This is a genomic window from Bradyrhizobium sp. Ai1a-2 (assembly GCF_000426245.1).
In the GTDB taxonomy this organism is placed as follows: domain Bacteria; phylum Pseudomonadota; class Alphaproteobacteria; order Rhizobiales; family Xanthobacteraceae; genus Bradyrhizobium.
In genome coordinates this window covers 81,650-105,027 of sequence record NZ_AUEZ01000014.1, presented here as the reverse complement: position 1 = coordinate 105,027, position 23,378 = coordinate 81,650, and the positions used below count along the sequence as shown (strand labels likewise).

The window sequence follows — 23,378 nt, the reverse complement described above, 5'->3', positions numbered from 1 at the left end:
TGGGGTAGGGCTTCCGCGATCTCGGTGGCTGGCCCGGCGATCGGCTTTCCACTGGTCGCGGTCGTTCTGCCCAAAGGAGTCTTGCTGTGCCCGTGCGCAAATTCGGAAATCGCCGCGTCACCCTGTCGCCACGTCGCGATCGCACCGGCCTTCTCGCGGGCGCCAGCGCCCTTGCGCTGGCGCTTGCCTCCCCGGGCGCTTACGCGCGATCGTTGGGTAGCGCGGCGCCGACGCCGTCAGCGGCGGCGATGGCGGCGGCGCAATCGGCTCAACAGGAAGCCGCCCGCGCCGCAAGCCAGTCCTCGGATGCGCTCAAGCGGGCGACGCTTGCGATCCAGGCGCAGCAGGCCAGCCAGCAGGTGGCCCGTGATGCCGCGCGCGCCACGGCTAATGCGTCTTCGATCCCGAACGGCCTGGGCGTGGGTGGACTGCAGAGGGCGCCCGGCGCCGTTCCGGGATCCGATCTGTGGCAGGGGGCCGAGCTGCCGACCCAGTTCGCAGACGGCGATCGGGTCAGGGTCAATATCGGGCAGACCCGGCAGAAGGCGATCCTCACCTGGGACACCTTCAATGTCGGGAGCCGCACCGATCTTAGCTTCGACCAGCGAGGCAACCGCGACTGGGTGGCGCTCAACCGCGTGCTCGGCACCGATGCGAGGCCGAGCCAGATCCTCGGCACTCTCAAGGCCGACGGCCAAGTCTATGTCATCAACCAGAACGGCATCATCTTCGGCGGCGGCAGCCAGATCAATGTCGGCGCGCTGATTGCTTCCACCGCCAAGATCAGCAACGACCAGTTCCTGAGCGGCATCTATTCGGCCCAGACCGGCTCGACCTGGACCCCAAGCTTCACCGATGCGGCCGCGCTGCTCGGCAACGGCACCGGTGGCGGTGTCGTCAAGGTCGAGGCCGGGGCGCAGATCCAGACCCATGCACCGGCCTCCGTCACCGCAGGCGGCGGCTTTGTGCTCTTGATGGGCGGCCAGGTCGTCAATGCCGGCGCGATCGCGACGTCCAACGGCCAGACCCAACTCGCGGCGGGTGATGACTTCGTGCTGCGGCCGGGCTACGGCACCGACCAGAACATCGCCTCGACCACCCGCGGCAATGAGATCGCGCCGGTGTTGCGCAGCGGCAGCCTTGCCGGACTGGTGCGCAATGACGGCATGGTGTTCAGCGCGCAGGGCGACATCACGCTGGCCGGCCGCACGGTCGAGCAGAACGGCATCCTGGTCGCCTCGACCTCGGTCAACACCCGCGGCACCATCCATCTGCTCAACTCGGCGACCGACACGCTGGGCAGCGTCACGCTCGGCGCCGGCAGCCTCACCACCGTCATCCCCGAGCTCGAGAGCGAGGAGACTGCACTCGACAGCCAGCGCGGCGCGCTGATCGCAGCCTCTGCGACCGCGAACCAGCAGCGCAGCCAACAGGCGAGCGGCGCCTTCAACAATCTGTCGCTGCTTGCGGATCGCCTCGACCAGTCGCGGATCGAGATTGTCACCGGCGGCACTGTGGTCTTCAAGGGCGGTACGTCGCAAGGTTCGCTGACCATCGCGCAGGGCGGCCAGGTGGCGGTCTCCGCCGGCGGGCGCATCTTCACCGAGAACGGCGCCACCATCGACGTCTCCGGCGTCCGCAACGTGTCGCTGGCGATGGCGGCCAACAACATCATGATCAATATCCAAGGCAACGAGCTGCGCGACTCGCCGCAGAACCGCGACAGCAATGCCTTGAAGAACGCCGACGTCTGGATCGACATCTGCGACCTGATCTACGTGCCGTCGGGCACCGGCGGCTACGAGGGCGACCGCTACTACACGCCGGGCGGCCTGCTCGAGGTTGGCGGCTATCTCGCCAACACCGCGCACAGGATCGGCGAATGGAGCGCGGTCGGCGGCACCATCACGCTGTCGGCGCCGGAGGTGATCGCGCAGAAGGGCTCGGTGTTCGACATCTCCGGCGGCTCGGTCCATTACGAGGCCGGCTACATCCGCACCACCAACTTCCTCGGGCCGGACGGCCGGCTCTACAACATCAACGATGCCCGCGCCGACATGACCTTCTACGGCCTCGGCCAGGGCTTCATCCGCGAGCACGAGCGCTGGAACGTCACCGAGGTCTGGACCAGCCCGTTCGGCAAGGGCCGCGAGAGCGTGCGCTGGGAGGAGGGCTACACCGTCGGCCGCGACGCCGGCAGGCTGATCCTGTCGACGCCGACCGCGATCTTCGAGGGCGACATCCTGGCCGATGTCGTCAAGGGCGAGCGGCAGTCGACCTCGCGGCCGGATGGCATCACCGATGGCTACAAGGCAGCGCAGAACGTGGTGGCGCAGGCCGGCACGCTCGCGCTCGGGCAGTACAATGCGCTCGGTCTGACCAACGCTTACATCACCGACGTGAAGATCGGCGATGTGGCCTCCGTCACCGACGGCATGAATGCCACCGACGCCCTCGCGTCCGATCGCAGCAACACGGCCTATCTCGATGCCGGGTTGCTCAATGACGCCCATCTCGGCGGTCTCAATATTGCCACCAAGGACAAGGTCAGCGTGGATGCGCCGGTCAAGCTTGCCGATGGCGGCAACATGTTCCTGGTCGCTCCGACTGTCGACATCAATGCCGACATCACCGCCCACAGCGGTCGCGTGACCGTCACCAATATCCTGCAGCGGGATGTTGTCGGTTCAACCCCGATTTTCCTAGCGCCGCCGAGTGGACTGCCTCAGTTCACACTTGCGGCCGGCGCGACTATCGATGTCAGCGGCGTGTGGACCAACGGCGTTCTCGCTTCGGATGATCTCTCCCGCCTGGCCTATCTCGATGGCGGCGATGTGACCCTGAAGTCCAGTTACGGTGTGACCATCGAAGGCGGCAGCACCATCGACGTGTCGTCCGGCGCGGCCATCATGCAGAACGGCAAGGCCCGCGGCGGCAAGGGCGGCAACGTCGCGCTGTTCGCTTACGACGAACTCGGCATCCCGAGCATCGGCGGCAGACTGGTTCTCGATGGCGACATTCGCGGCTATGGCGTGAACGGCGGCGGCACACTGGCCATCGATGGCGCATCGATCGTGATCGGCGCGAGCGAGACGCCGCACGACGCGACCGATCTGCTGCTGACACCGGACCTGTTCCGCAAGGGCTTCTCAAAGTACGACATCAACGGGCACGAGAAGCTCGCCGTCGCCGACGGCACGGCGATCGACGTCGAGGTGCCGGTGTATCGCTTCAACAGCGCGAGCTTTGCGGTCCCGACCGGTGCCGATCCCGCGGCCGCCTTCGAACTCTGGACGCCGCCGCAATATCAGGAAGACCCGCTGCACGGCGTGCTGACCCAGCGCGCCGGCGCGGACCTCGTGCTGGAATCAAGCAATAATTTCCAGGGCGGGCAGATCGCCATCGGCCAGGGTGCGGCGATCACGGTCGATCCGGGCCGCACCATCACGGTGCAGAGCGCGGGCCAGGTCACCGTTGACGGCACGCTGCGTGCGCCGGGCGGCACCGTCGAGGTGCTGCAGGTGAACGGCGCGGCCCTGGGGAATGCCTCGGCCGACCCGACGCCGGGGCAGCGCTCGGTCTGGATCGGCGACCATGCGGTGATCGATGTCGCGGCGCGGGCGGTCACGGCACTCGACACCAACGGCCGCACCTACGGCGTGGTGCCGGACGGCGGCACGATCACGATCGGCGACCGGACCAGGCGCGAGGACGGTACCGTCTCGGGGGCGGGGGCCAGGATCGCGCAGGCGGCGGAAGCCTTCGTCGTGGTGCGCCCGGGCGCCGTGCTCGATGCCTCGGGCACCAGCGCGGTTATCGACTTCGCGGCGGGATTGAAGGCCGACAGCCAGCCTGTGACCGTCGCCAGCAATGGCGGCACCATCGCGCTCAATTCGTTCAACGGGCTTTATCTCGACGGCACGATGCGCGCCTTTGCGGGCGGCGCCGGGGCGTCGGGCGGCACGCTGGTCCTGACGCTCGAGACGCCGCGCTATGTGACCCCGTTCGGCGCCCCTCCGACTCCGGACGACGTCCGCTATGTCCGCGAGCTGGTCATCGGCCAGGACTATCAAGCGAGCGGCTCGGACGGCCCGCTGCGGATCGGCACCGGCCGCATCAGCGTCGCGCAGATCAAGGCCGGCGGCTTTGATACGTTCTCAGCGTATGGCGATGTCGTTCGCTTCGACGGCAACGTCAATCTCTCGGTCGGCCGCGAGATCGAGCTCTATCAGGCCGTGTTCGCCAGCGATGGATCGGCGATGCAGGTGCGGCTCGCGGCGCCGCATGTCGCATTCCGTGCAGTCGCAGACTCACCGATCACTTCCGCGATCTATCCGAAGGCGGGCAGCGGGGTTCTAGCCGGCGTAGTACCGACGACGAGTGCCAAGCTGGTCGTCGACGCCGATCTGATCGATCTCGAAGCTCTGGGCCTCAGCGGCGTAGCGAACGCTTTACAACTGCTCAGTGGCACGCGGCCATTCTCCTTTGCCGGCTTCGACACCGCCACCTTTAACAGTCGGGGCGACATCCGGCTGGTGGCTGGCGTCAACGGAAGCCGTGTGCTGGAGTTCAATGCCGCGCAGATCTATCCTGCGACCGGCACCAACGTGACGATCTCGGCGACCGATCTCGTCCGGTTTGGCCGGACGACGACAGAGATACCCGATCTGCCATATTCCGTATTCGGCAAGCTTACCGTTTATGGCCAGACGATCGAGCAGGGCGGCATTCTGCGCGCACCACTCGGTACGATCACCCTCGGTTCGGCGACGCAGACGTTCACCACGCCACCGCTGCCGATCACCGAGACGGTCAAATTGTTGCCGGGCAGCATCACGTCGGCCAGCGCCAACGGGCTGGTGCTTCCGTATGGCGGCACCGTTGACGGCATCACCTATTCCTACAATGGCGCGGCGGTCAGCGTGCCAACCGATTCGATATTCGGGACCATCGGTACCGGCGTGACGCTTGCGGGCAAGTCCTTCAGCGTCGCCCAAGGTGCGCTGATTGATCTCTCCGGTGGTGGCGAGCTACGCGGGGCGGGATTCATCTCAGGACGCGGCGGTTCGGTCGACGTCCTGGCGACAGCGCTGGCTAACGCAAATCCCGCCTATAGCTACAGTGCCAAGGGCAATCAGGTCTATGCCATCGTGCCGGGTGTGCACTCGGGTTATGCGCCGATCGACGCAGGCAGCGGATCTGTGCCGGGTGTCGGACGGCAGATCACTATTCCGGCAGGCGTTCCCGGTCTTCCTGCCGGAACGTATACGCTGATGCCGGCGAGCTACGCGCTGCTGCCGGGGGCCTATCGCGTCGAGATCGGCAATACGACGACACGTCCTTATGGCACCGTTGCCACAGGTAACGGCTCCTGGCTCATCAATGGCTATCAGGGCGTCGCCAACACCAGCATAAGGGACGCGCTGCCGACGCGGATGATCGTGACGCCTGGCGACACCGTGCGCACTCACTCGCAATATAACGAGACCGGCTATGCCGACTTCCTGGTTGCCAATGCAGCCCGCCTCGGAGCAGTGCGTCCAATCCTGCCGGTCGACGGCAAGACGCTCTACCTCGACTTTGCGGATCAGCCATCGACGATGGCGCAGGCATTGACCTTCGACGGCAAGGCCTTGTTCATGCCGGCCGCGGGCGGCTATGGCGGCATTCTGCGCGTCGAAGGCGACTACTATGGTGGCGGACTCAACCTTGAGATCATTCCAGAGGGTGGTGCGCGTACCGCGGGCTTCGTTTCGATCGAGGCAGACGAGCTGAATGCGATTGGCGCCGCGCGGATGTCGCTCGGTAGCTACCAGGTCTTCGACAGCGGCCTGAACTATGTCCGGGTGAGCAGCAAGACCAACACGCTGACGGTGCGCGCGGGCGTGGTTTTGCAGGCGCCGGAGATATTCCTCGGCGCCGCCGCGGGCGGCGTCACCATTGAAGACGGTGCGAAGATCACCACGCTCGGCCAAGGCGGCACCACGCCGTTCTCGGCGGCCGACGGCTACACTTATAGCGTCGACGCAGCGGTCAATCTCCTGGCCCTGTCGAACGGTCTGCTCGACGTCCTCAGCACGAACGCCGGCAGCGGCAGCAATGCCGGGATCAAGGTGGGTAAGGCCGAACTCTACACGGAGGGCTCACTCGTCTTCGCGACGAGCAGCGCCGGCCGCCTCGCGCTTGACCGAGGCACCAGCTATGGCGCGAAGTACATGACGCTCTCGGTGCCGAGCATCAATGTCGGCGAGAACGCTGCGCTCGATGCGGCCATCGCCGCGGGCGTCTTGCCGGACGGCCTGATCCTCAACCAGCAGGTGCTGGCTTCGCTGCTGCAAGGCAATAGCGGGATCGGCGTACCCAAGGTCGAGACGTTGATCCTTTCTGCCGGCAACTCGATCAATTTCTTCGGTTCTGCCACCCTCGACACCATCGATCCAGCCACCGGCAAATCGAGCCTGGCTGAACTGGTCCTCAACACGCCTGCGATCTACGGCCTCGGCGATGCTGGCGACACCGCCCGCATCACCACCGGCACGCTGATCTGGAACGGCATCAGCAATGGCGTCGCGCGCAGCTCCAACAACGCTCCTGGAAGCAACCCGCCGCCGCCTGTTGTTCCCGGCGGCCCGGGCACCGGCAGCGGCGCGCTCGAGGTCCTCGCAGACCAGATCGTGTTCGGTTACCGCAAGTTCACCAAGCCAGATACGCAATTGACGCTCGACCATCTCGCGCTTGGCTTCTCCACGGTGAACCTGACCGCGAGCGAACGCGTCACCGCCAACAACAGGAACACCTTCTCCGTCTACAAGAGCGGGACCAGCGCCGACACGTACACAGGCGGCAATCTGAACCTGATCACGCCGCTGCTGACCGGCGAGGGCGCCTCGATCAACCGCATGACCGCGGGCGGTGCGCTCAGCTTGTCCGGAACCGGAGCGGCTGCGGCCAAGACCGACGTGACCGGTGCGGAAATCGGCCTCAAGGGCCAGACCGTCTCGATCGCCAGCACCATCGCGCTGCCGAGCGGCAAGCTGACGGTTGAAGCTGATGGCGACGTGACCCTGGCCGGCAACGCCGTGATCGACATGGCGGGGCGCGCGATCGCCATGGTGGACGTCAAGAAGTATAGCTGGGGCGGCGATGTGATCCTCACCAGCAACCATGGCGACGTCGTGCAGGCGGCGGGCTCGGTGATCGATCTCTCGGCCAGGAGCAACAACGGCGGCACGCTCAAGGTCACGGCGGTCGATGCGGACGCGGGCACCGTCACGCTCAATGGCGCGATCCTCGGCTCGGCGACCGGCCAGTACGATGCCGGCGGCACCATCGTCTCCTACCTCGGTGCCGAGATCGATGTCCGCGCCCAGACCATTGCCGATTTTGCAGGCCTCAACCGGCGCTTGACGGACGGCGAAGTGTTCGGCGCCCGCAGCTTCCAGATCAAGAAGGAAGGCACCCATCTCGTCGTCGGCGACGAGCTCAAGGCCAACAGCATCTCGGTCTCGGTCGATGGCGGCAGCCTCACCGTCAATGGCCGCGTCGATGCCGGCGGCGAGCAGGTCGGCAGCATCCGCCTGGCGGCCCGCGACGGGCTGACGCTCGGCGCGCGCGCGGCGCTCGACGCCCACGGCACGCAGCTGCGCGTCGACAGCTACGGCCAGCCGATCGATGCGGCGAACCGCGCCATCATCGAGCTGACGAGCGGCACCGGCGATCTCACGCTGTCGTCCGGCGCCACCATCGACGTGCGTTCGGCCGACGATATCATGCGCGGCACGATTGACCTCAACGCGCCGCGCCGCGGCGGCAACGACATCGGCATCAACGCCGGAGGTCCGCTCGCCATTCTCGGCGCCAAGAGTATCGCCGTGAACGGCATGCGCACCTATACCGACGCATCGGCCGGTACGCCCGATGCCGACGGCACGCCGACCCAGGTCATCAACCAGGCCTATCTCGACGGCGTCCATGCCCAGAGCACGGCCTTCATCGATGCAGCCATGGCAAACGGCAATCTCCTGGGCCGGCTCGCCGGGTTGAGAGCCTACGATACGGCTGACAACGCGGTGTTCCATTTGCGTCCGGGTGTCGTGATCGCCAGCGCTACGGCCGACGGCAATCTCGTAGTCGACGGCGACATCGATCTCTCGCGCTACCGCTACAACGGCCTCCATCCTGAGACTCAGCGGACCTCCGTCTACGGCTCGGGCGAAGTCGGAACGCTGACCATGCGCGCAGGCGGTGACCTGACCATCAAGGGCAGCATTACCGACGGGTTTGTCCCGCCGCCGGCCGTCACCGCCACGGAGAACAACGGCTGGCGTGTCACGGGCACGTTGATCTCGGACGCGATCGCTTATTCCGGGACGCTGGCAGGCAGCGCCTCGGGGACGACGACGACGATTCCTGCCGGCGCAACCAGAAACAACATCCTTAGCTTCGACATCACCGTGAGGCAGGGCGTAACATTACGCCGTGGCGTCCCAGTGCCGTTCGAGTTCGTGGCAAATGGGGCGATTCCGGTACCGGCATGGGCTGCAACAGGTTGGGTCGCGACGGCGAATATCTATCGACCCACGGGCGAGCTTCAGTTCCGCGCCGGCGAGACGGTCAACGTCCAGCTCGATGCGGGAACGCGATTTGCCGCCGGCACGGTTCTGCCGTCCGTCAATGCGGGGGCGCCAAATGGCACCGTGGCGATCCGCGCCACGCTGGTCCCCAAGGGCACGACGCTCAGCGTCTTCAGCGCCAACATTACACTCAACGCACCGGTCGTCCTGAGGCCCGGCGACGTGCTGCCGGCTGGCACTATCCTGGCTTCAGGTACGACGGTTCAGTTACGGCCGGCCGGCTCCGACGGAACGCAGGGCAAGATCTGGGCGATCGCGCCGATGCTCGCGGCCGGCTCGCAATCCTGGTCGATGCGGTTCACGAGCGGCGCCGACACCACGGCGGCCGACAGCCGAAGGCTGAATGTCGACGGCACCGGCGACATGGTGCTCAACGACCTGCATTACAGCAGTCCGAGCAGCAACGTGCTGGGCCTGAGTGTCCTCCGCACCGGCACCGGAGATCTCGATCTCAACGCCGGCGGCGATTTCAGGATGAACTCGCTGTTCGGCGTCTATACCGCCGGCACGCAGTCGAAAGATGTCGGCGCGAACGGCAGCGATCCGTTCAACCTGGTGCGCGGCTTCATGACAACATCGAGCCTTAGCGCAATACTCGGCACCAGCGTCCTCGGCTCAACATACGCGGCCTATGAAGGGCTCGTGCGGGGGCCATCCAGTATCTATCAGGCCTGGTATCCCGAGAACGGCGGCAACCTGACCCTTAACGTGGGAGGGAATGCCACGGGCCTCGCGAACGGTAGCTCCAACGAAGTCGGCAGTTGGCTCTGGCGCCAGGGCGGTGATATATCCGGCCAGTCCACCGCATGGTGGATCAACTTCGGCACCTACACCATCAACGGCATCAAGGGCTTTACCGGTCTCGGCACGCTGGGCGGCGGCAACGTCGACGTCAGCATCGGCGGCGATGCGGGTATCATGAGGACCTTTGGTGCAACGGGCACGAATGTTGCCAGCGAGGCGCTGAACATCGCTATTGGCAGCAGTGGCCGTGTCATGGGTGATGGTCTGCTGCAGACCGGCGGCGGCGACCTCAGGCTCCGTATCGGCGGTGCACTCAATCCGCTCGATCCCAATCTCAACATCAATCTGAGCGGCACCGTCTCCGGCTTTACCTACAAGACCGGTGTCATCGCCAATGTTCGCGGCACCATCGATATTGACGCTGGCTCCATCGGCCGCATCGATCTGGCCTACGGCTTTGTCAACGGCCTCACCGTCGATCCGCGCCCTGTCGACTCGCGGACGGCCGGCTATGGCGTTGCATTCGGCGGGCCGGCGCTGGTCCTGGGTGACGCGGCGACGTCGTTCTCCGCCCGTGGTGATCTCGTGCTGGGCCAGGCCGACAATGCGGGTCTCGCCGGAGCCCGCGGAATTGGAGCGGGGGCGCAGAACATGACGCCTTACACCATCACCAACGCCGGCGGGACGACGTTCTTTGCCGGTGGCGGCAATACCTGGTTCTCGCTGTGGACCGACCACACCGCCATTGATCTGTTCGCGGCCGGCGGCAATTTGACCCCCGTCACGGCAGTCTCTCCCGACTATCCCGGCACGCTGCGTGCCGCGGCGCCGGAGGGCAGCATCTATTACGGCTCGCCGCGCCTGGACGGTTCGGCGGTCAGGTCGCTCATCCTGGCGCCGTCATCGCGCGGCCAGCTCGAGATCCTCGCCGGCAATTCGATTTATGCGGGCGGCATGGTGATCGCCATGTCGGGCGCGGATCCGTCGGCGGTGCCGACACCGTTCCGGCCGGCCTTCTACGGGCTCACGACGATTTCTACTCAATCGAACAACAATCTTAGTCCTGACGGCGACGGCATCGGGAAGCTCTTTACATTCGGCGGCGACACGATCACCACCAATCTCCATGCCGGCGATGATGAGCCGCAGCGCTTCTATGCGGTCGAGGGCGATATCGTGGGGCTCCGCACTGGCGAGATCGTCGATTTTACGAGGGACGGTAAGCAAGCTTCTCCCAAGTCGGTCAACAAATTCTACATCGCCGCAAAGCCGGTGCGCATTATCGCCGGCCGCGACATCGTCGGTACGGGAGAATTCAATTCCGCAAGTGCCAATCGCTACAGTGCGACGACGCACGGCAATATCGTCTATCACGCCGACGCAGACGACGTGTCGGTCGTGCGGGCCGGACGCGACATCATCTACGCCAATTTCGATATCGCGGGTCCAGGCACGTTTGAGATGTCCGCCGGACGTAACATCTACCAGGCCGACAAGGGCTCGATCACCTCGATCGGACCGCTGGTGGCTGGCGACAATCGTCCCGGCGCCTCGATCCTGATGCAGGCTGGTGTCGGCGCGGCCGGGCCGGACTATGCGGCGCTCGCTGCGCGCTATCTCGATCCCGCCAATCTGGCAACGATCGGCGTGCCGCTTGCCGATCAGCCGGGCAAGGTGGCGAAGACCTACGAGGTCGAGCTCGCCGACTGGCTCAAGCAGCGCTATGCCTTCAGCGGCACTACCGCGGCAGCCCGCGCCTTCTTCGCCAAGCTTGCGCCCGAACAGCAGAATGTCTTCCTGCGGCAGATCTATTTCGCCGAGCTGAAAGCCGGCGGCCGCGAATACAATGATCCCGACAGCACGCGCTTCCAGTCCTATCTCCGTGGCCGCGAGGCCATTGCCACGCTGTTTCCGGACACGGGCGCCGAAGCTCGCGCCGGCGATATCATCATGTTCGGCGGCGCAGGGGTACGCAGCCTCGTCGGTGGCGACATCCAGATGTTCGCACCCAGTGGCCAGATCGTGGTCGGCGTCGAGGGGCAGGTGCCGCCGGGCTCGGCGGGTGTCATCACCCAGGGCTCCGGCAACATCCAGATGTACTCGCACGGCTCGATCCTGCTCGGCCTGTCGCGCATCATGACGACCTATGGTGGCGACATCCTGGCCTGGTCGGCCGAGGGCGACATCAACGCCGGCCGCGGCGCCAAGACCACGATCGTCTACACGCCGCCGCGCCGCGTCTATGATGATTACGGCAACGTCGTGCTGTCGCCGAATGTGCCATCTTCGGGCGCGGGCATTGCAACCCTCAATCCGATCCCGGCTATCCCAAGAGGCGACGTCGATCTGATCGCGCCGCTCGGCACCATCGATGCCGGGGAAGCCGGCATCCGTTCTTCGGGTGATGTCAACCTCGCGGCGCTGCAGATCGTCAACGCCGCCAACATCCAGGCGCAGGGCAATGTCACCGGCGTTCCCACCGTGCAGCCGCCGCCGGTCGCGGCCCTGTCCACCAGCAACAACCTGACGGCTGCGACGCAACAGGCTCAGCCAACCCCGCCCAGCACCAACGACCGGCCCTCGATCATCATGGTCGAGTTCCTGGGCTTCGGTGGCGGAGGAGGTCGCGACGACAGCCAGCCGCAGGACCAACAACAGAATGACAGGCGACGCGGAAATGGCGAGCGTACGGAAAATGAATCACGCTACGATCGCAGTGGCATGTTCCGCGTGCTTGGCAATGGCGAATTCACAAGCGAGCAGATGAAAGACTTAACCGAGGACGAGCGGAGCAAGTTGATCCACGCAGTTCAGAACCAGCATTGACGCGAATTGGCTGCCGGTAGCCGGAAGCCGCATCATCATCTCATCTCCATTGAGTGGGTGGCAACAGAGCCGGAGTGGCCGCCCTCCGTTCGATGCCTCCAATGATTGGATTGGGGCGTCGATTTCGATGGAATGCAGCTATCTCGCCTTGTGTCCTCAAGGGCGGCCCTGTTGCCGCCGCTTCGTGGTGAAACCCTTGACAAGGGCGGAAGCTGGATGGGCCGGTTCGGTGAAGCTGCTTGCTCCGATCGCCTGCTGGCTTTCGCCCTTGACAGGGGTGATTGGCCAACCGGGCAGCTTGCCGAGATAGCAGGATCCATTGCCAGCAATCTCGGCGCCAAGCAATGACCGGAAGCGCAATCGGAATATCTGAATGGCGCGCCATGACTTGGTGAAGCTCGCGATGCAGGTGCCCTCACGGATTGACGCCTCACCGCGGGATATCGAAGATCAGTCTCGGCAGCATCCTGCCTGGTATTGAACCCGACGGCGCTGTTCCGGCGTCGCGGGCTCCCAATCCGCGATAGAACGGCGCAGCATCGGGATCAGCCTCAATAATCATTCGTCGCGCGCCCATCTTCCGTGAGACGTTGGTTGCCCAAGCAAAAAGTGCCTTCCCTGTCCCTTTGCCGAGCATCTCGGGTTCGACGAACAGCTTGAGTAATTCAGCATCATCAGCACGGATTTTCACCTGCACGACACCGAGTAGCTTGCCATCATCTTCCGCGACCGCGACATGCGTCAGTTCAAGCTCCTGCGGACTTAATGACAACTCCAGGCGACAACCCTCCATAAATTTCGCGTCATAGCCCCACACGGCCTTGGATCTGAAACAGAGATCGGAGAGGCAGGGCAGTTCATCAACCTTCGGGCTTCGGATTATCAGTGCCAAGCACCCGCTCCTTGGATGAGGAAAGCAGCCGCGCTCCCTGAAGGGAGACCGTCATGTCGGCTCGGTCGTCGAGAGCCACCAGCCGTCGCCGGCAAACCAGCAAGTGTCGTCGGTTCGATCATCAAACCGCAATGATCGCACGCGATCCCAAGCTCCAGCGAAGGCGTCGATGAGACGCTCACAGTCCTGTGCATCGCCCTGCAATCCCGTACAGCCGACGAATCGAGCGCGCGACACGAACGTTGCGGGCCACCGGTCACCAGCCTGGGGCCGCGTCACGCGCAGCATACCGCCCAGCCCGAACTCCGGTGCCAGCGGAAACATCAGCCTGCCGCCGGGAAGCAGGGCATCGATCCACGCCCAGCTCGGAGCGGTTGCCGCTGCACAGACGTAGATGGCGTTGGCCTTGGGCAATTCGCGGCCTATTCCGGACCCAGTGTGCACCAACACTTGGCTGTTGTCCTTCAGATTCTGTCGCGCACGCGCAGCCAGATCCTCATCGATCTCGAAGGCGGTGACAGTGCCGGAAGCTCCAACGATCTCGGCAATGACTGCCGTGTAGTATCCCGTTCCAGCCCCCACCTGGATGACCCGATCGCCTCCTCTTAGATCCATTGTGTCCAGCCATGCGGCATGGGCGCTGGGCATTCCGATATTGATGCCACGATCGAGATCGAGCCCGATCAAGACGTCCTGGTAGATGAAGGCGAGATCGTCGTCGGGCGTACGGATGTAACCGTCGCCGCAACGGATCGACCACGGGCCTGCACCCGCGAACCGTTCGCGTAGGACGAGTGCAAATGCGCCAGCGATTCTTGGGCTGGCGTTTCCGGCAACAAACTTGGCGAAGAACTCGCGATATTTCGACGACCGATCGCTCATCAGGAAGTTCATCCAGAACCTGAGGGCCGAGATCGTGCGTTGTCATACCTGCAATTGGAACGCGCGTACAGACCTACGGGAAGGCGTGAGATCGATGGTGGATTGAATCGGGTGGCGTCGCTATGATGCCCGGCAAAATCCCTGGACACTACGCATGCGAGAGAGGGCGTGGAGACCATTACCGTTGCTTTGATTCTGCTGCTGGCTGTGGTCGTCAGCGGCGGAGTTTCCCGCGCGTCGCCGATATCTGTTCCCCTGCCGCTCGTTCAGATCGCCATCGGCGCGCTCATTGCTGCGGTGGCCGACCTCGGCGTCCAGTTGAAGCCGGAGATTTTCTTCCTGCTGTTCCTGCCTCCACTGCTGTTTCTGGACGGCTGGCGCATCCCCAAGGAGGGCCTGTTTCGCGACAAGGGGACGATCCTGGAACTGGCGTTCGGCCTCGTCGTGTTCACGGTTGTTGGTGTCGGATATTTCGTCAATTGGATCATTCCGGCGATGCCGCTCGCCATAGCTTTCGCGCTCGCCGCAGTCTTGTCTCCCACCGATCCGATCGCGGTCTCGGCGATTGCGGCGCGCATACCAATTCCCCGCCGGCTGATGCATATCCTCGAGGGGGAATCGTTGCTCAACGACGCATCGGGCCTGGTCTGCATGCGGTTCGCCGTTGCTGCAGCTCTGACCGGTTCGTTTTCGGCTTTCGCCGCGTTCGGAACGTTCCTTTGGCTTGCTACCGGTGGCATCGTCATCGGCGTCGTTGTGACATGGACCGTGACCGTCACGAAGAACTGGGTCTCGCGCCATATTGGCGAAGAGGCAGGTTCGCAGATCCTGATCAGTTTGTTGATTCCGTTCGGCGCCTATCTCCTGGCAGAATATGTGCATTGTTCCGGCATTCTTGCAGCCGTCGCCGCCGGGATCACCATGAGCTACGTCGAGCAGAGCGGCCGGGCATTGCCCGCGACCCGCATTCGTCGCAGTGCCGTCTGGGACCTGGTGCAGTTCACCGCGAACGGCGTGATCTTCGTCCTGCTTGGCGAACAGCTCCCGCAGCTCTTCGATGGTGCGGCGAGAGTGGTCCAAGAGACGGGGCATCATGCGCCAGTCTGGCTCCTGGTCTATGTGGTCGCGATCAATCTCGCTTTGGCAGCATTGCGGTTCGTCTGGGTCTGGACGTCACTGCGATTTACACTGTTTCGCGCGCATCTGAAGGGCGAGAAGCCATATGTTCCAAGCTGGCGTCTGATCGCGGCGACCTCAATTGCCGGTGTGCGCGGCGCCATCACGCTTGCAGGCGTACTGACACTTCCGTTGACGCTGAACGATGGTTCGCCGTTTCCGGCACGCGATCTCGCGATCTTTCTCGCCGGCGGCGTCATCATCGTATCCTTGATCGCCGCCAGCATAACGCTGCCGTTCTTGCTCAAGGATCTGGAGCTTCCACCCGAGCCATCGCATCAGGCCGAAGAAGATCGAGCGCGCATCGCCGCGGCGGAAGCCGCGATCCGCGCGATCGAGCAGGCCCAGCACGACATGGGTGAAGGGCAAATTGACGCCGATCTCTATACCGATGCCGGCGTCCGCATCATGGCGCTGTATCGGCAGCGTATCGACGGGCGTTCCAAGATCGGTCAGGAAGGCGAACTTGCGCGGAAAATCGACGACATCGAACGCCGCCTTCGCCTTGTCGGACTTCGCGCCGAGCGGGCCGAACTGTATCGCATCGCGCGCAGCCGGCAGCTCTCGGACGAGATCGCCCGCAGGCTGGTCAGGGAAGTCGATCTCCTGGAATCGCGCTTCCCGACAGCCTGAGAAATGCCGGAGCGAGGCGGCAGCCAGCGCCGATGATTCTCGGGTTAATCGAGGCAATCTTCTGAGCTCACTCAGCTCTTCACCATATCTCCCAGCATGTTTGCCGCCACTGTCAGCTTGGCGAGCGTCAGGCCGCTGGCTGCGATCTCCTCGACCGAGCGGCGGATTCGCGTTGCTTCGGGATGAGCAGCGAGCCAGTCGCCTGCGGCCTGCTGGCCGCATTGGCCGGTCGCCAGCATGTCGGCAGCCAGCCTTCTTTCGGCGGCGGCGATCTGGTCGACGGCGCGATCGATGGCGAGACGTTCGTAATTGTCGTTTGCCGTCACGCTGCGTGCGGCTGCGATGAGGCGATCGAGGCGGAAATTGGCCTCGGCGGCGAAGAAGGTTGTGGCGGCGTCGCCGATGGTCCGGCTGGTGCGCTCCGCGACGGTTACGATGTCCGGTGCCGAGACCAGGGCGTCGAGATCAGCGAGGTCGCCTGCGAGGTCGGCTGGGACGCCGGCATCGATCAGGTCCTGCCGCCGCTTGCTGCGCCCGGCCTGCACGTCCTCCGGCAGGGTCTTGTCGAGTCCGGCGGCGATTTCGCGGATGCTCGGGCCGAAGCGTGCGATGACCGAGTCCAGGCCTTGCTTGAAATCAACATTGCGCACGTACCAGAGCATACGTGAGAGCAGCAGATCTTGAATCGCTGCGTAGAGGCGAAGTTGCACTTGCCCGTCGATGCGGGCGTCCAACTCGTCGATAGCGTCATTCAGCCGCTTCAGTCCGTAGGACTCGTCCACCGCCACGAAGGCCATGACAATGGTCGACACGTCGGCATCCGTCTCGTCGATCAGCCGCACGATACACGTCGGGCCGCCGCGATTGACAACGGCATTGGCGAGATTGGTCGCGATAATCTCCCGCCGAAGGCGATGGTGCTCCACAGCAGCCGGGAATTTGTCCTGCACCTCGCGCGGGAAGTACTCGGACAGTTCGCGGGCGAGATATGGATCGTCCGGCACGCTGCTGTCCAGCAGATCGTCGTAAAGCGTCAGCTTGGCATAAGCGAGCAGCACGGCAAGCTCCGGCCGAGTGAGGGATTGGCCGCGCCGGGCGCGTTCGGCGATAGCCGCATCGTCGGGCAGGAATTCCACCGCGCGGCTAAGGAGGCCGCGCTGCTCGAGCGATTGCATCAGACGGGTGAGGAAGCCGGTCTCGGCCAGACCTCTGCGTTCGGCCAGCGAAAGCACCAGCGTCTGCAGATAATTGTTGCGCAACACCAGCGCGCCGACCTCGTCGGTCATCGCGGCAAGCAGCATGTTGCGGTCGTTCGGACTGAGGCGTCCCTCGCGTTCGGGGCGCGCCAGCGCAATCTTGATATTGACCTCGACGTCGGAGGTGTTGACCCCGGCGGAATTGTCGATGGCATCGGTGTTGAGCTTGACGCCTTTCTGCGCGGCCTCGATGCGGCCACGTTGCGTGACGCCGAGATTGGCCCCTTCGCCGATCACCCGCGCGCGGATATCAGCGCCGGTGACACGGATCGGATCGTTGGCGCGATCGCCGACCTGATCGTCGCTTTCTCCGGAGGCGCGGATATAGGTGCCGATGCCGCCAAACCAGAGAAGATCGACGCGTGCCTTGAGGATCGCCGTGATCACCTCGAAGGGCGTGGCCTGCGGCTTGTCGAGATCAAGCAAGGCCCGCACCTCCGGCGACAGCGGGATTGCCTTGAGCGACCGTGAGAATACCCCGCCGCCCGGCGAGATCAGCGACTTGTCGTAGTCCTGCCAACTCGACCGCGGCAGGTCGAACAGGCGTTGGCGCTCGGCGTGGCTGACGGACGGATCGGGCGAGGGGTCGATGAAAATATCGCGGTGATCGAAAGCCGCAACGAGCCTGGTTGCAGGCGAGAGCAGCATGCCATTGCCGAAGACATCCCCGGACATGTCGCCCACGCCGACAGCGGTGAAGGGCATGGTCTGGATATCAGTGCCGAATTCACGGAAATGACGCTTCACTGCTTCCCACGCGCCGCGCGCGGTGATGCCCATTTTCTTGTGATCATAGCCCTGGCTGCCGCCGGAGGCGAAAGCATCGCCGAGCCAATGTCCCTTCTCCGTCGAGATCGCGTTGGCGATGTCGGAAAAGGTCGCGGTGCCCTTGTCGGCGGCGACAACGAGATAGGGGTCGTCACCATCGTGCCGCACGGTTTCGTCGGGCGGCACGATCGCATCGCCGTCGATGTTGTCGGTGAGTTCAAGCAGCGAGCGAACGAAGATGCGGTAGGCTTCAGTGCCTTCTGCCATCCAGGCCTCGCGATTGGAAGGTGGTGGCAGACGTTTGGGCACGAAGCCACCCTTGGCGCCGACCGGCACGATGACGGCGTTCTTGACCTGCTGCGCCTTGACCAGGCCGAGGATCTCGGTGCGGAAATCCTGCGGCCGGTCGGACCAGCGCAGGCCGCCGCGCGCGACCTTGCCAAAGCGCAGATGAATACCTTCGACGCGCGGCGAATAGACGAAGATCTCGTAGAGCGGCCGAGGTGCGGGCAGATCCTCAATCTTGCGCGCGTCGAACTTGAAGGAGATCACCGGCCGCGGATACCCGTCCAAGCCGATTTGCCATAGATTGGTGCGGATGGCGGCCTGCACCAGATTGGTGAATCGGCGCAGAATGCGGTCTTCATCCAGTGACGCGACGGATTTGAGCTGCTCCTCGATCTCGGCAAGGAGGGCCGTCTCGCGTGCCGAGCGCTCGCCATCGGTGGCGGCAAGGCGCGGGTCAAAGCGAGCCTGGAACAGCGCGACGATGCTGGTGGTGATCGCGGTGTTCTTGCGCAGACTCTCCCACATGTAGTCCTGAGTGAACGGCGCGCGGATCTGATGCAGGTAGCGGGAGAGAGCGCGGATGGCCGAAACTTCGCGCCAGCCCAGGCCCGTGCGCAAGATAAGCGCATTGTATCCATCGGATTCGGCACGATCGGCCACCACCGCCATGATCGAGGCTTCCAGGCGACGGGCGAATTCTGCGGTGATGACGATCGGCTTGCCGTCACTGGCCTCGATCGTCATGTCGTGCAGCCAAACCGGCGTGGGTGCGGGCGTAGCGGTGGGCCTGATCTCATAGGTGCGCTCGTTGACGACGCGCAGGCCGTGATTCTCGATCACCGGCACCCGGTAGGAGAGCGACAGGGGGACGCCGAGCGAAAAGACCTTGAGGCCGAAGCGCGTCGGATCATCGCCGTCGATGCGGTGAACCGACAGCGCCACGGAACGAGCGGCAGTGAGCTTTTCGATGATGGCGATATCGGCAATCGCCTGTGAGGTGTCGAAGACCTCGGTGTAGCCGCCGGTAAAGGCTCGTGCGTAACGGTTGGCGATCAGGCGCGCGCGCATGCCGTCAACGGTGGTCGCAAGCGCAGCCTTCAGCTTGTCAGCCCATGTCGCGGCGATGGCGCTGATTCCGGCTTCAAGCGTGGCGCGCTCGATGACAGGCGTGTCGCCTTCAAAGCGCGCGATGATGTAGTGGACGCGGGCAAGCGCCCCCTCAGGGAAAGCTGCGTAGGAGGCTGCGAGTTGCCCCTTATAGGCCTTTTCCAGGAAGCCTGCGACGCGTGTACGCACGTCGGTGTCATATTTTTCACGCGGAATGAAGACCAGGATGGAGACGAAACGGTCGAATTTGTCGGCTCGTGCCAGCGCCCGCACGCGCGGGCGCTCATTGAGCATCAGGATTTCCATGACGAAATTGTAGAGGGTCTCGACGTCGACCTGGACGAGCTCGTCGCGCGGATATTCCTCAAGAATATGCAGGAGCGCCTTGCCCGAATGGCTGTCCGGTTCGAAGCCGGCGCGCTCGAGCACCTGCGCCACCTTGTGGCGGACATAGGGAATCTGCCGCACCGAGCGGGTATAAGCGGCCGAGGTGAACAGGCCGATGAGGCGCAATTCGCCCTCAAGCCGGCCGTCGGGGCTAAAGAGCTTGATGCCCACATAGTCCATCCGGACGCGGCGATGAACGCGGCTGCTCACATTGGCCTTGATGACGATGAGCAGGGTAGGCTCCCGCATGAACGCGCGGATCTCCGACGTCATCACCACCATTTCGGCGCCGCGGCGCAGCACCTTCACATCGGGATCGCGCAGGATGCCGAGGCCTTCACCGGTCGTGATGTCGTCCGATGCATCGCCGTCTGGCGCGAAGCGGTATTCGCGCAGGCCAAGAAAAGTGAAATTGTCGGCGCACAGCCATTGCAGGAACTGGGTGGCTTCGGCGACCTCGTCGATCGGCATCGGTGGCGGGTTGGAGCTGAAGGTCTTGATCGCCTGTTCCACGCGGGCGCGCATGGCGCGCCAGTCGGTGACGCAGGCTCGCACGTCGCTCAGCGTCTTGGCGAGGCCGTCAATCAGCTTCTGGCGGTCGGCCTCGGCGTCCAGGCGGGCGATGTGAAAGTGTATCAGGCTTTCGCGCTCGCCCTTTACGTCCTCCGGAATCGTTTCGCCGTAGAAATGCAGCAGCTTGCCCTGCTCGCTGCGCTCCACGGCAATGATCGGGTGGGCGACCAGCGTGACCTCGATGCCCTGCTCGGCGAGCTCCGCCATGGTGGAATCGAACAGGAACGGCATGTTGTCGTTGAGAACTTCGAGCACGGAAATCTCGCGTCCATCCGGCATCGTCGGATTGATGACGCGGATGTCGGCGCCACCGGCTGTCCGCCGCTGCACATGTTCCCAGGCTTGCTCTGCCAGGAAGGCCAGCGACGCTGCGTCGTACTTGGCGAGGTCCTCGATATTGCTGTGGCCAAACAGAAGCTCAGCAAACTCCCGGGGCGCCTTGCCCGGCTGCACGCTCCCACCGGCCTCGTGGATCAGGGTTGCTCGGGCCTTGTCGTCTCGCCACGCCATAATGTCCTCCACTTGCCGCGCCGGCTGACCGCAGTCACGATCGCCTGCCTGATTTCGGAGTGCATCTCTTCGAGCGCTGTCGTCTTGATCGCAGTTGATTGCGTAAGCGAAACTCTCGGTCCCGAAGCTTCGGTCGCTCCTGATATCCCATGTTATATCACCTTGGCGCGACCGAGGGGTGAGCTGTCGTCAGTGCACCGAAAGGCATTGCGGTGCAGCGCAAAACCGAAATCGGCCCATCGATGTTCGTGAGCAAGCTGGAAAACACAGGAATTTCAATTCCGTATGGGTTCACAGGCGAGGTTCTGAGTTAAATGTCAGCCAGCTCTCCGCTGTCATCGTCCGCGAAGGCGGACGATCCAGTATTCCAGCAGTGCTTGAACCGAGAAGTCGCCGGTTACTGGATGCCCCGCCTTCGCGGGGCATGACGGTGGAGTTGGGAGAGGACACGAGTCTGCATTCTCGCGGCATACTCCGCCCGAGCTTTGTTTTTTCTTCCACCCTCGCATTGAGCAGAGGGCGCAGGGAAAGCCGGGTGCTGGTTGCACCCGTGGGTCCCGTGCAACAAAAAGCACGGGGGTAGGACCACAGGTTCAACCGAAGCATTCCGGCTTTCCCTGCGCGATGGTTTTACGGCTTACTTCGTGCTCTCCCCGGTGACCGGGCTTTCTTGCCACCGTCACCTCAAGCGCGAACAAAGTTCGCGCGAAAGGCTTAGCGCCAGCGTCGGGGCGCCAGGACCACACGACTTCGCCGTCCGTGATGCGCGTGCTCGTCAATCACACCCATCGCGTCCACCGCATCTCACCGCAACGTTCGTGACGATCGCGAGCCGCCCCTCATTCGGGTGAGACGCGCGGAGTCATAGTGCTGATTTGCCCGTCGGCGATAGCGGAATATTTTTCGCTGCAAGTCTGGACAGACTTTCGGGTGATTTGCCCGTCGGGTTGATTTGTCGCACCCAAAGTAACCACATCGTCATTGCGGGTCGATGCGACGGCATCTCGTCTGGAATCTATTTCTTTGCTTCGGCACAATGGAGTCGGGCACGAAACTAATCAGCAGCCAGAACACTGTTGGGGGCGTTTCGCGATCCGGCCGGCTTCCGCGGAGCCGCGCCGCTTCCGGAGGATGCGGGAACGGTTGATACAGGTCCGTTCACGAAAGCGGCTGTCTTCGGCTGAAGACGCGATCCGTCGATGACCTCGAGCCGGCCGCAGCGATTCAGTGTATGCAACTTCCGGCCCGGCCAGGCAGGCCCTGGATTGAGAGAGTGCCGGACCACTTGTCTGAATGCGGTCGGCGACAGTTCAAGAACTTCGGCAAGACCGAGCGCTGCGCCATATCCGTTGGAGCAATCCTGGACTGGCCGCCACAGGCTTCCATTGATGGTCACAAAGTTGCCTGCCGGCCGCGTACTTGCGCGATCCATCAGGACCGGATTGCTCGCATGCGGCAACCAGGGTCCAAAGAGCTGCTCGGCATAAAAGATCGCCAATGTGTCGGAATAGCCTCCGGTACCGTCGCGCCAGGCTCCGAACAGATAGTACATGCCGTTGTGCCGCGTGATGGTCACGTCGGCCAGTTCAAGCCCGGAAAGCAGCGTGCAGTGACGCTCCCACTTGTCGGGAAACCGAATGCATTTGTAAACCGCGACGTCCCGATGCTCTGAGCTCTCCGGGATCATCCATAGTTCACCATTGTCCTCAATCAGGAATGGATAGGACAGATGCCATGGCTCTTCCAGCACGGGGACGACGTTTTCGACCGGACCGGTGCGGTCGAACTCGACGGCGGAAATGATACCCTTGCCAACCCTGTGATCGAGATCTTCGAAGAAGACGAATGTCCTTCCCTTCCATTTGACCGGAAAGGGGTCGGCGTAGAAGTGATCTCCGGGATCACCGAGCACTTTCCAGTCCGGCCCGGATAGATCTCCCGTTCTCCACACGTCGGCGCTTTCGCTATGGCGCCACCCGATGTGCCAATGAGGCGCATAACAGCAAAGGCGGTATATTTCCTTCGCGATCGACAACGCCAGGCCGCGCAGAACATAGGTGGTTGCCGGTTGCGGAGTGCTTTCGCCGGCCGATGAAGTCAGCTCCGGAACTATCCTTGGCGCTCCCGACAGAATCGCCGCAAGCATGGTCAGCGTTCGCGCCATGACTGTTTCGAGCGCACCGCTCAAGCCGGCTGCAATTTCTCCGGAAGGATGGCCGCGATCGAGGACCCTGCCGTCGAGTTCATTGACGATTTCGAGAACCGGCAGGTCGCCCGCCAGTATGGCTGATAGCGCGGCGTTTTCCCCTGGTACTCCATTAAACAGCGGACGGAGATATAGCTGGGCGGAGCAGTCCGGATCGCGTGCGGCGCGTGTGAAGTCGACGATCACGTCGGGCTCGCCGGCGGCGGCGTATCTTTGGGCCTGCGATCGTTCCGGGATGATTTTCAGTTTGTCGGCACCACCGCGTTGGCCCCTGCGCAATACCATCCGTTCAAGTTCGAACAGCGCTTCCAGGCCGGCAGGCCGAGGTTCCGCAGTCGCTGTCCATGCGATTTGAACCGGGACATCCCGGCCGTTGACTGACAGTGTCTCGCGGCACATCCAGTGCCGTGCATGCTCGCGTTCGCAGCGAAATTCGATAATCATGTCTGGCCTATCTACGGAGATCATGATCCGATTGGACCAAATCGGATCATGAT

Annotated in this window: 6 protein-coding genes; 2 read left to right on the top strand and 4 right to left on the bottom strand. The window is 63.6% G+C overall.

The features are described 5' to 3' along the window. Nucleotides 1-86 precede the first annotated feature (86 nt). Nucleotides 87-12,203: a filamentous haemagglutinin family protein gene (locus K288_RS45365; RefSeq protein WP_152535493.1), complete on the top strand. Its 12,117-nt coding sequence runs from the start codon at nt 87-89 to the stop codon at nt 12,201-12,203. Nucleotides 12,204-12,633: 430 nt separating this feature from the next. Here the strand turns inward: K288_RS45365 and K288_RS0112480 are convergent, their stop codons facing one another. Together K288_RS0112480 and K288_RS0112475 are read right to left on the bottom strand one after the other, a co-directional pair. Next, complete coding sequence (locus K288_RS0112480) at nt 12,634-13,095, bottom strand: GNAT family N-acetyltransferase (RefSeq protein WP_152535492.1); 462 nt, start codon at nt 13,093-13,095, stop codon at nt 12,634-12,636. 51 nt (nt 13,096-13,146) lie between these two features. Next, the gene (locus K288_RS0112475; protein WP_027579852.1) at nt 13,147-13,977 is read right to left on the bottom strand and encodes an rRNA adenine N-6-methyltransferase family protein; all 831 of its coding nucleotides are present in this window, start codon (nt 13,975-13,977) and stop codon (nt 13,147-13,149) included. 168 nt (nt 13,978-14,145) lie between these two features. Between K288_RS0112475 and K288_RS0112470 the strand changes: the two genes are divergently transcribed. Next, on the top strand, nt 14,146-15,786 hold the full coding sequence (locus K288_RS0112470) for a Na+/H+ antiporter (protein ID WP_027579851.1): 1,641 nt from the start codon (nt 14,146-14,148) through the stop codon (nt 15,784-15,786). A gap of 71 nt (nt 15,787-15,857) precedes the next feature. Here the strand turns inward: K288_RS0112470 and K288_RS0112465 are convergent, their stop codons facing one another. Together K288_RS0112465 and K288_RS45360 are read right to left on the bottom strand one after the other, a co-directional pair. Further along, a complete protein-coding gene (locus K288_RS0112465; RefSeq protein ID WP_027579850.1) occupies nt 15,858-20,687 on the bottom strand; it encodes an NAD-glutamate dehydrogenase in 4,830 nt (1,609 codons plus the stop codon). Nucleotides 20,688-21,729: 1,042 nt separating this feature from the next. After that, the gene (locus K288_RS45360) at nt 21,730-23,325 is read right to left on the bottom strand and encodes a hypothetical protein (RefSeq protein ID WP_051334501.1); all 1,596 of its coding nucleotides are present in this window, start codon (nt 23,323-23,325) and stop codon (nt 21,730-21,732) included. Nucleotides 23,326-23,378: the final 53 nt, after the last annotated feature.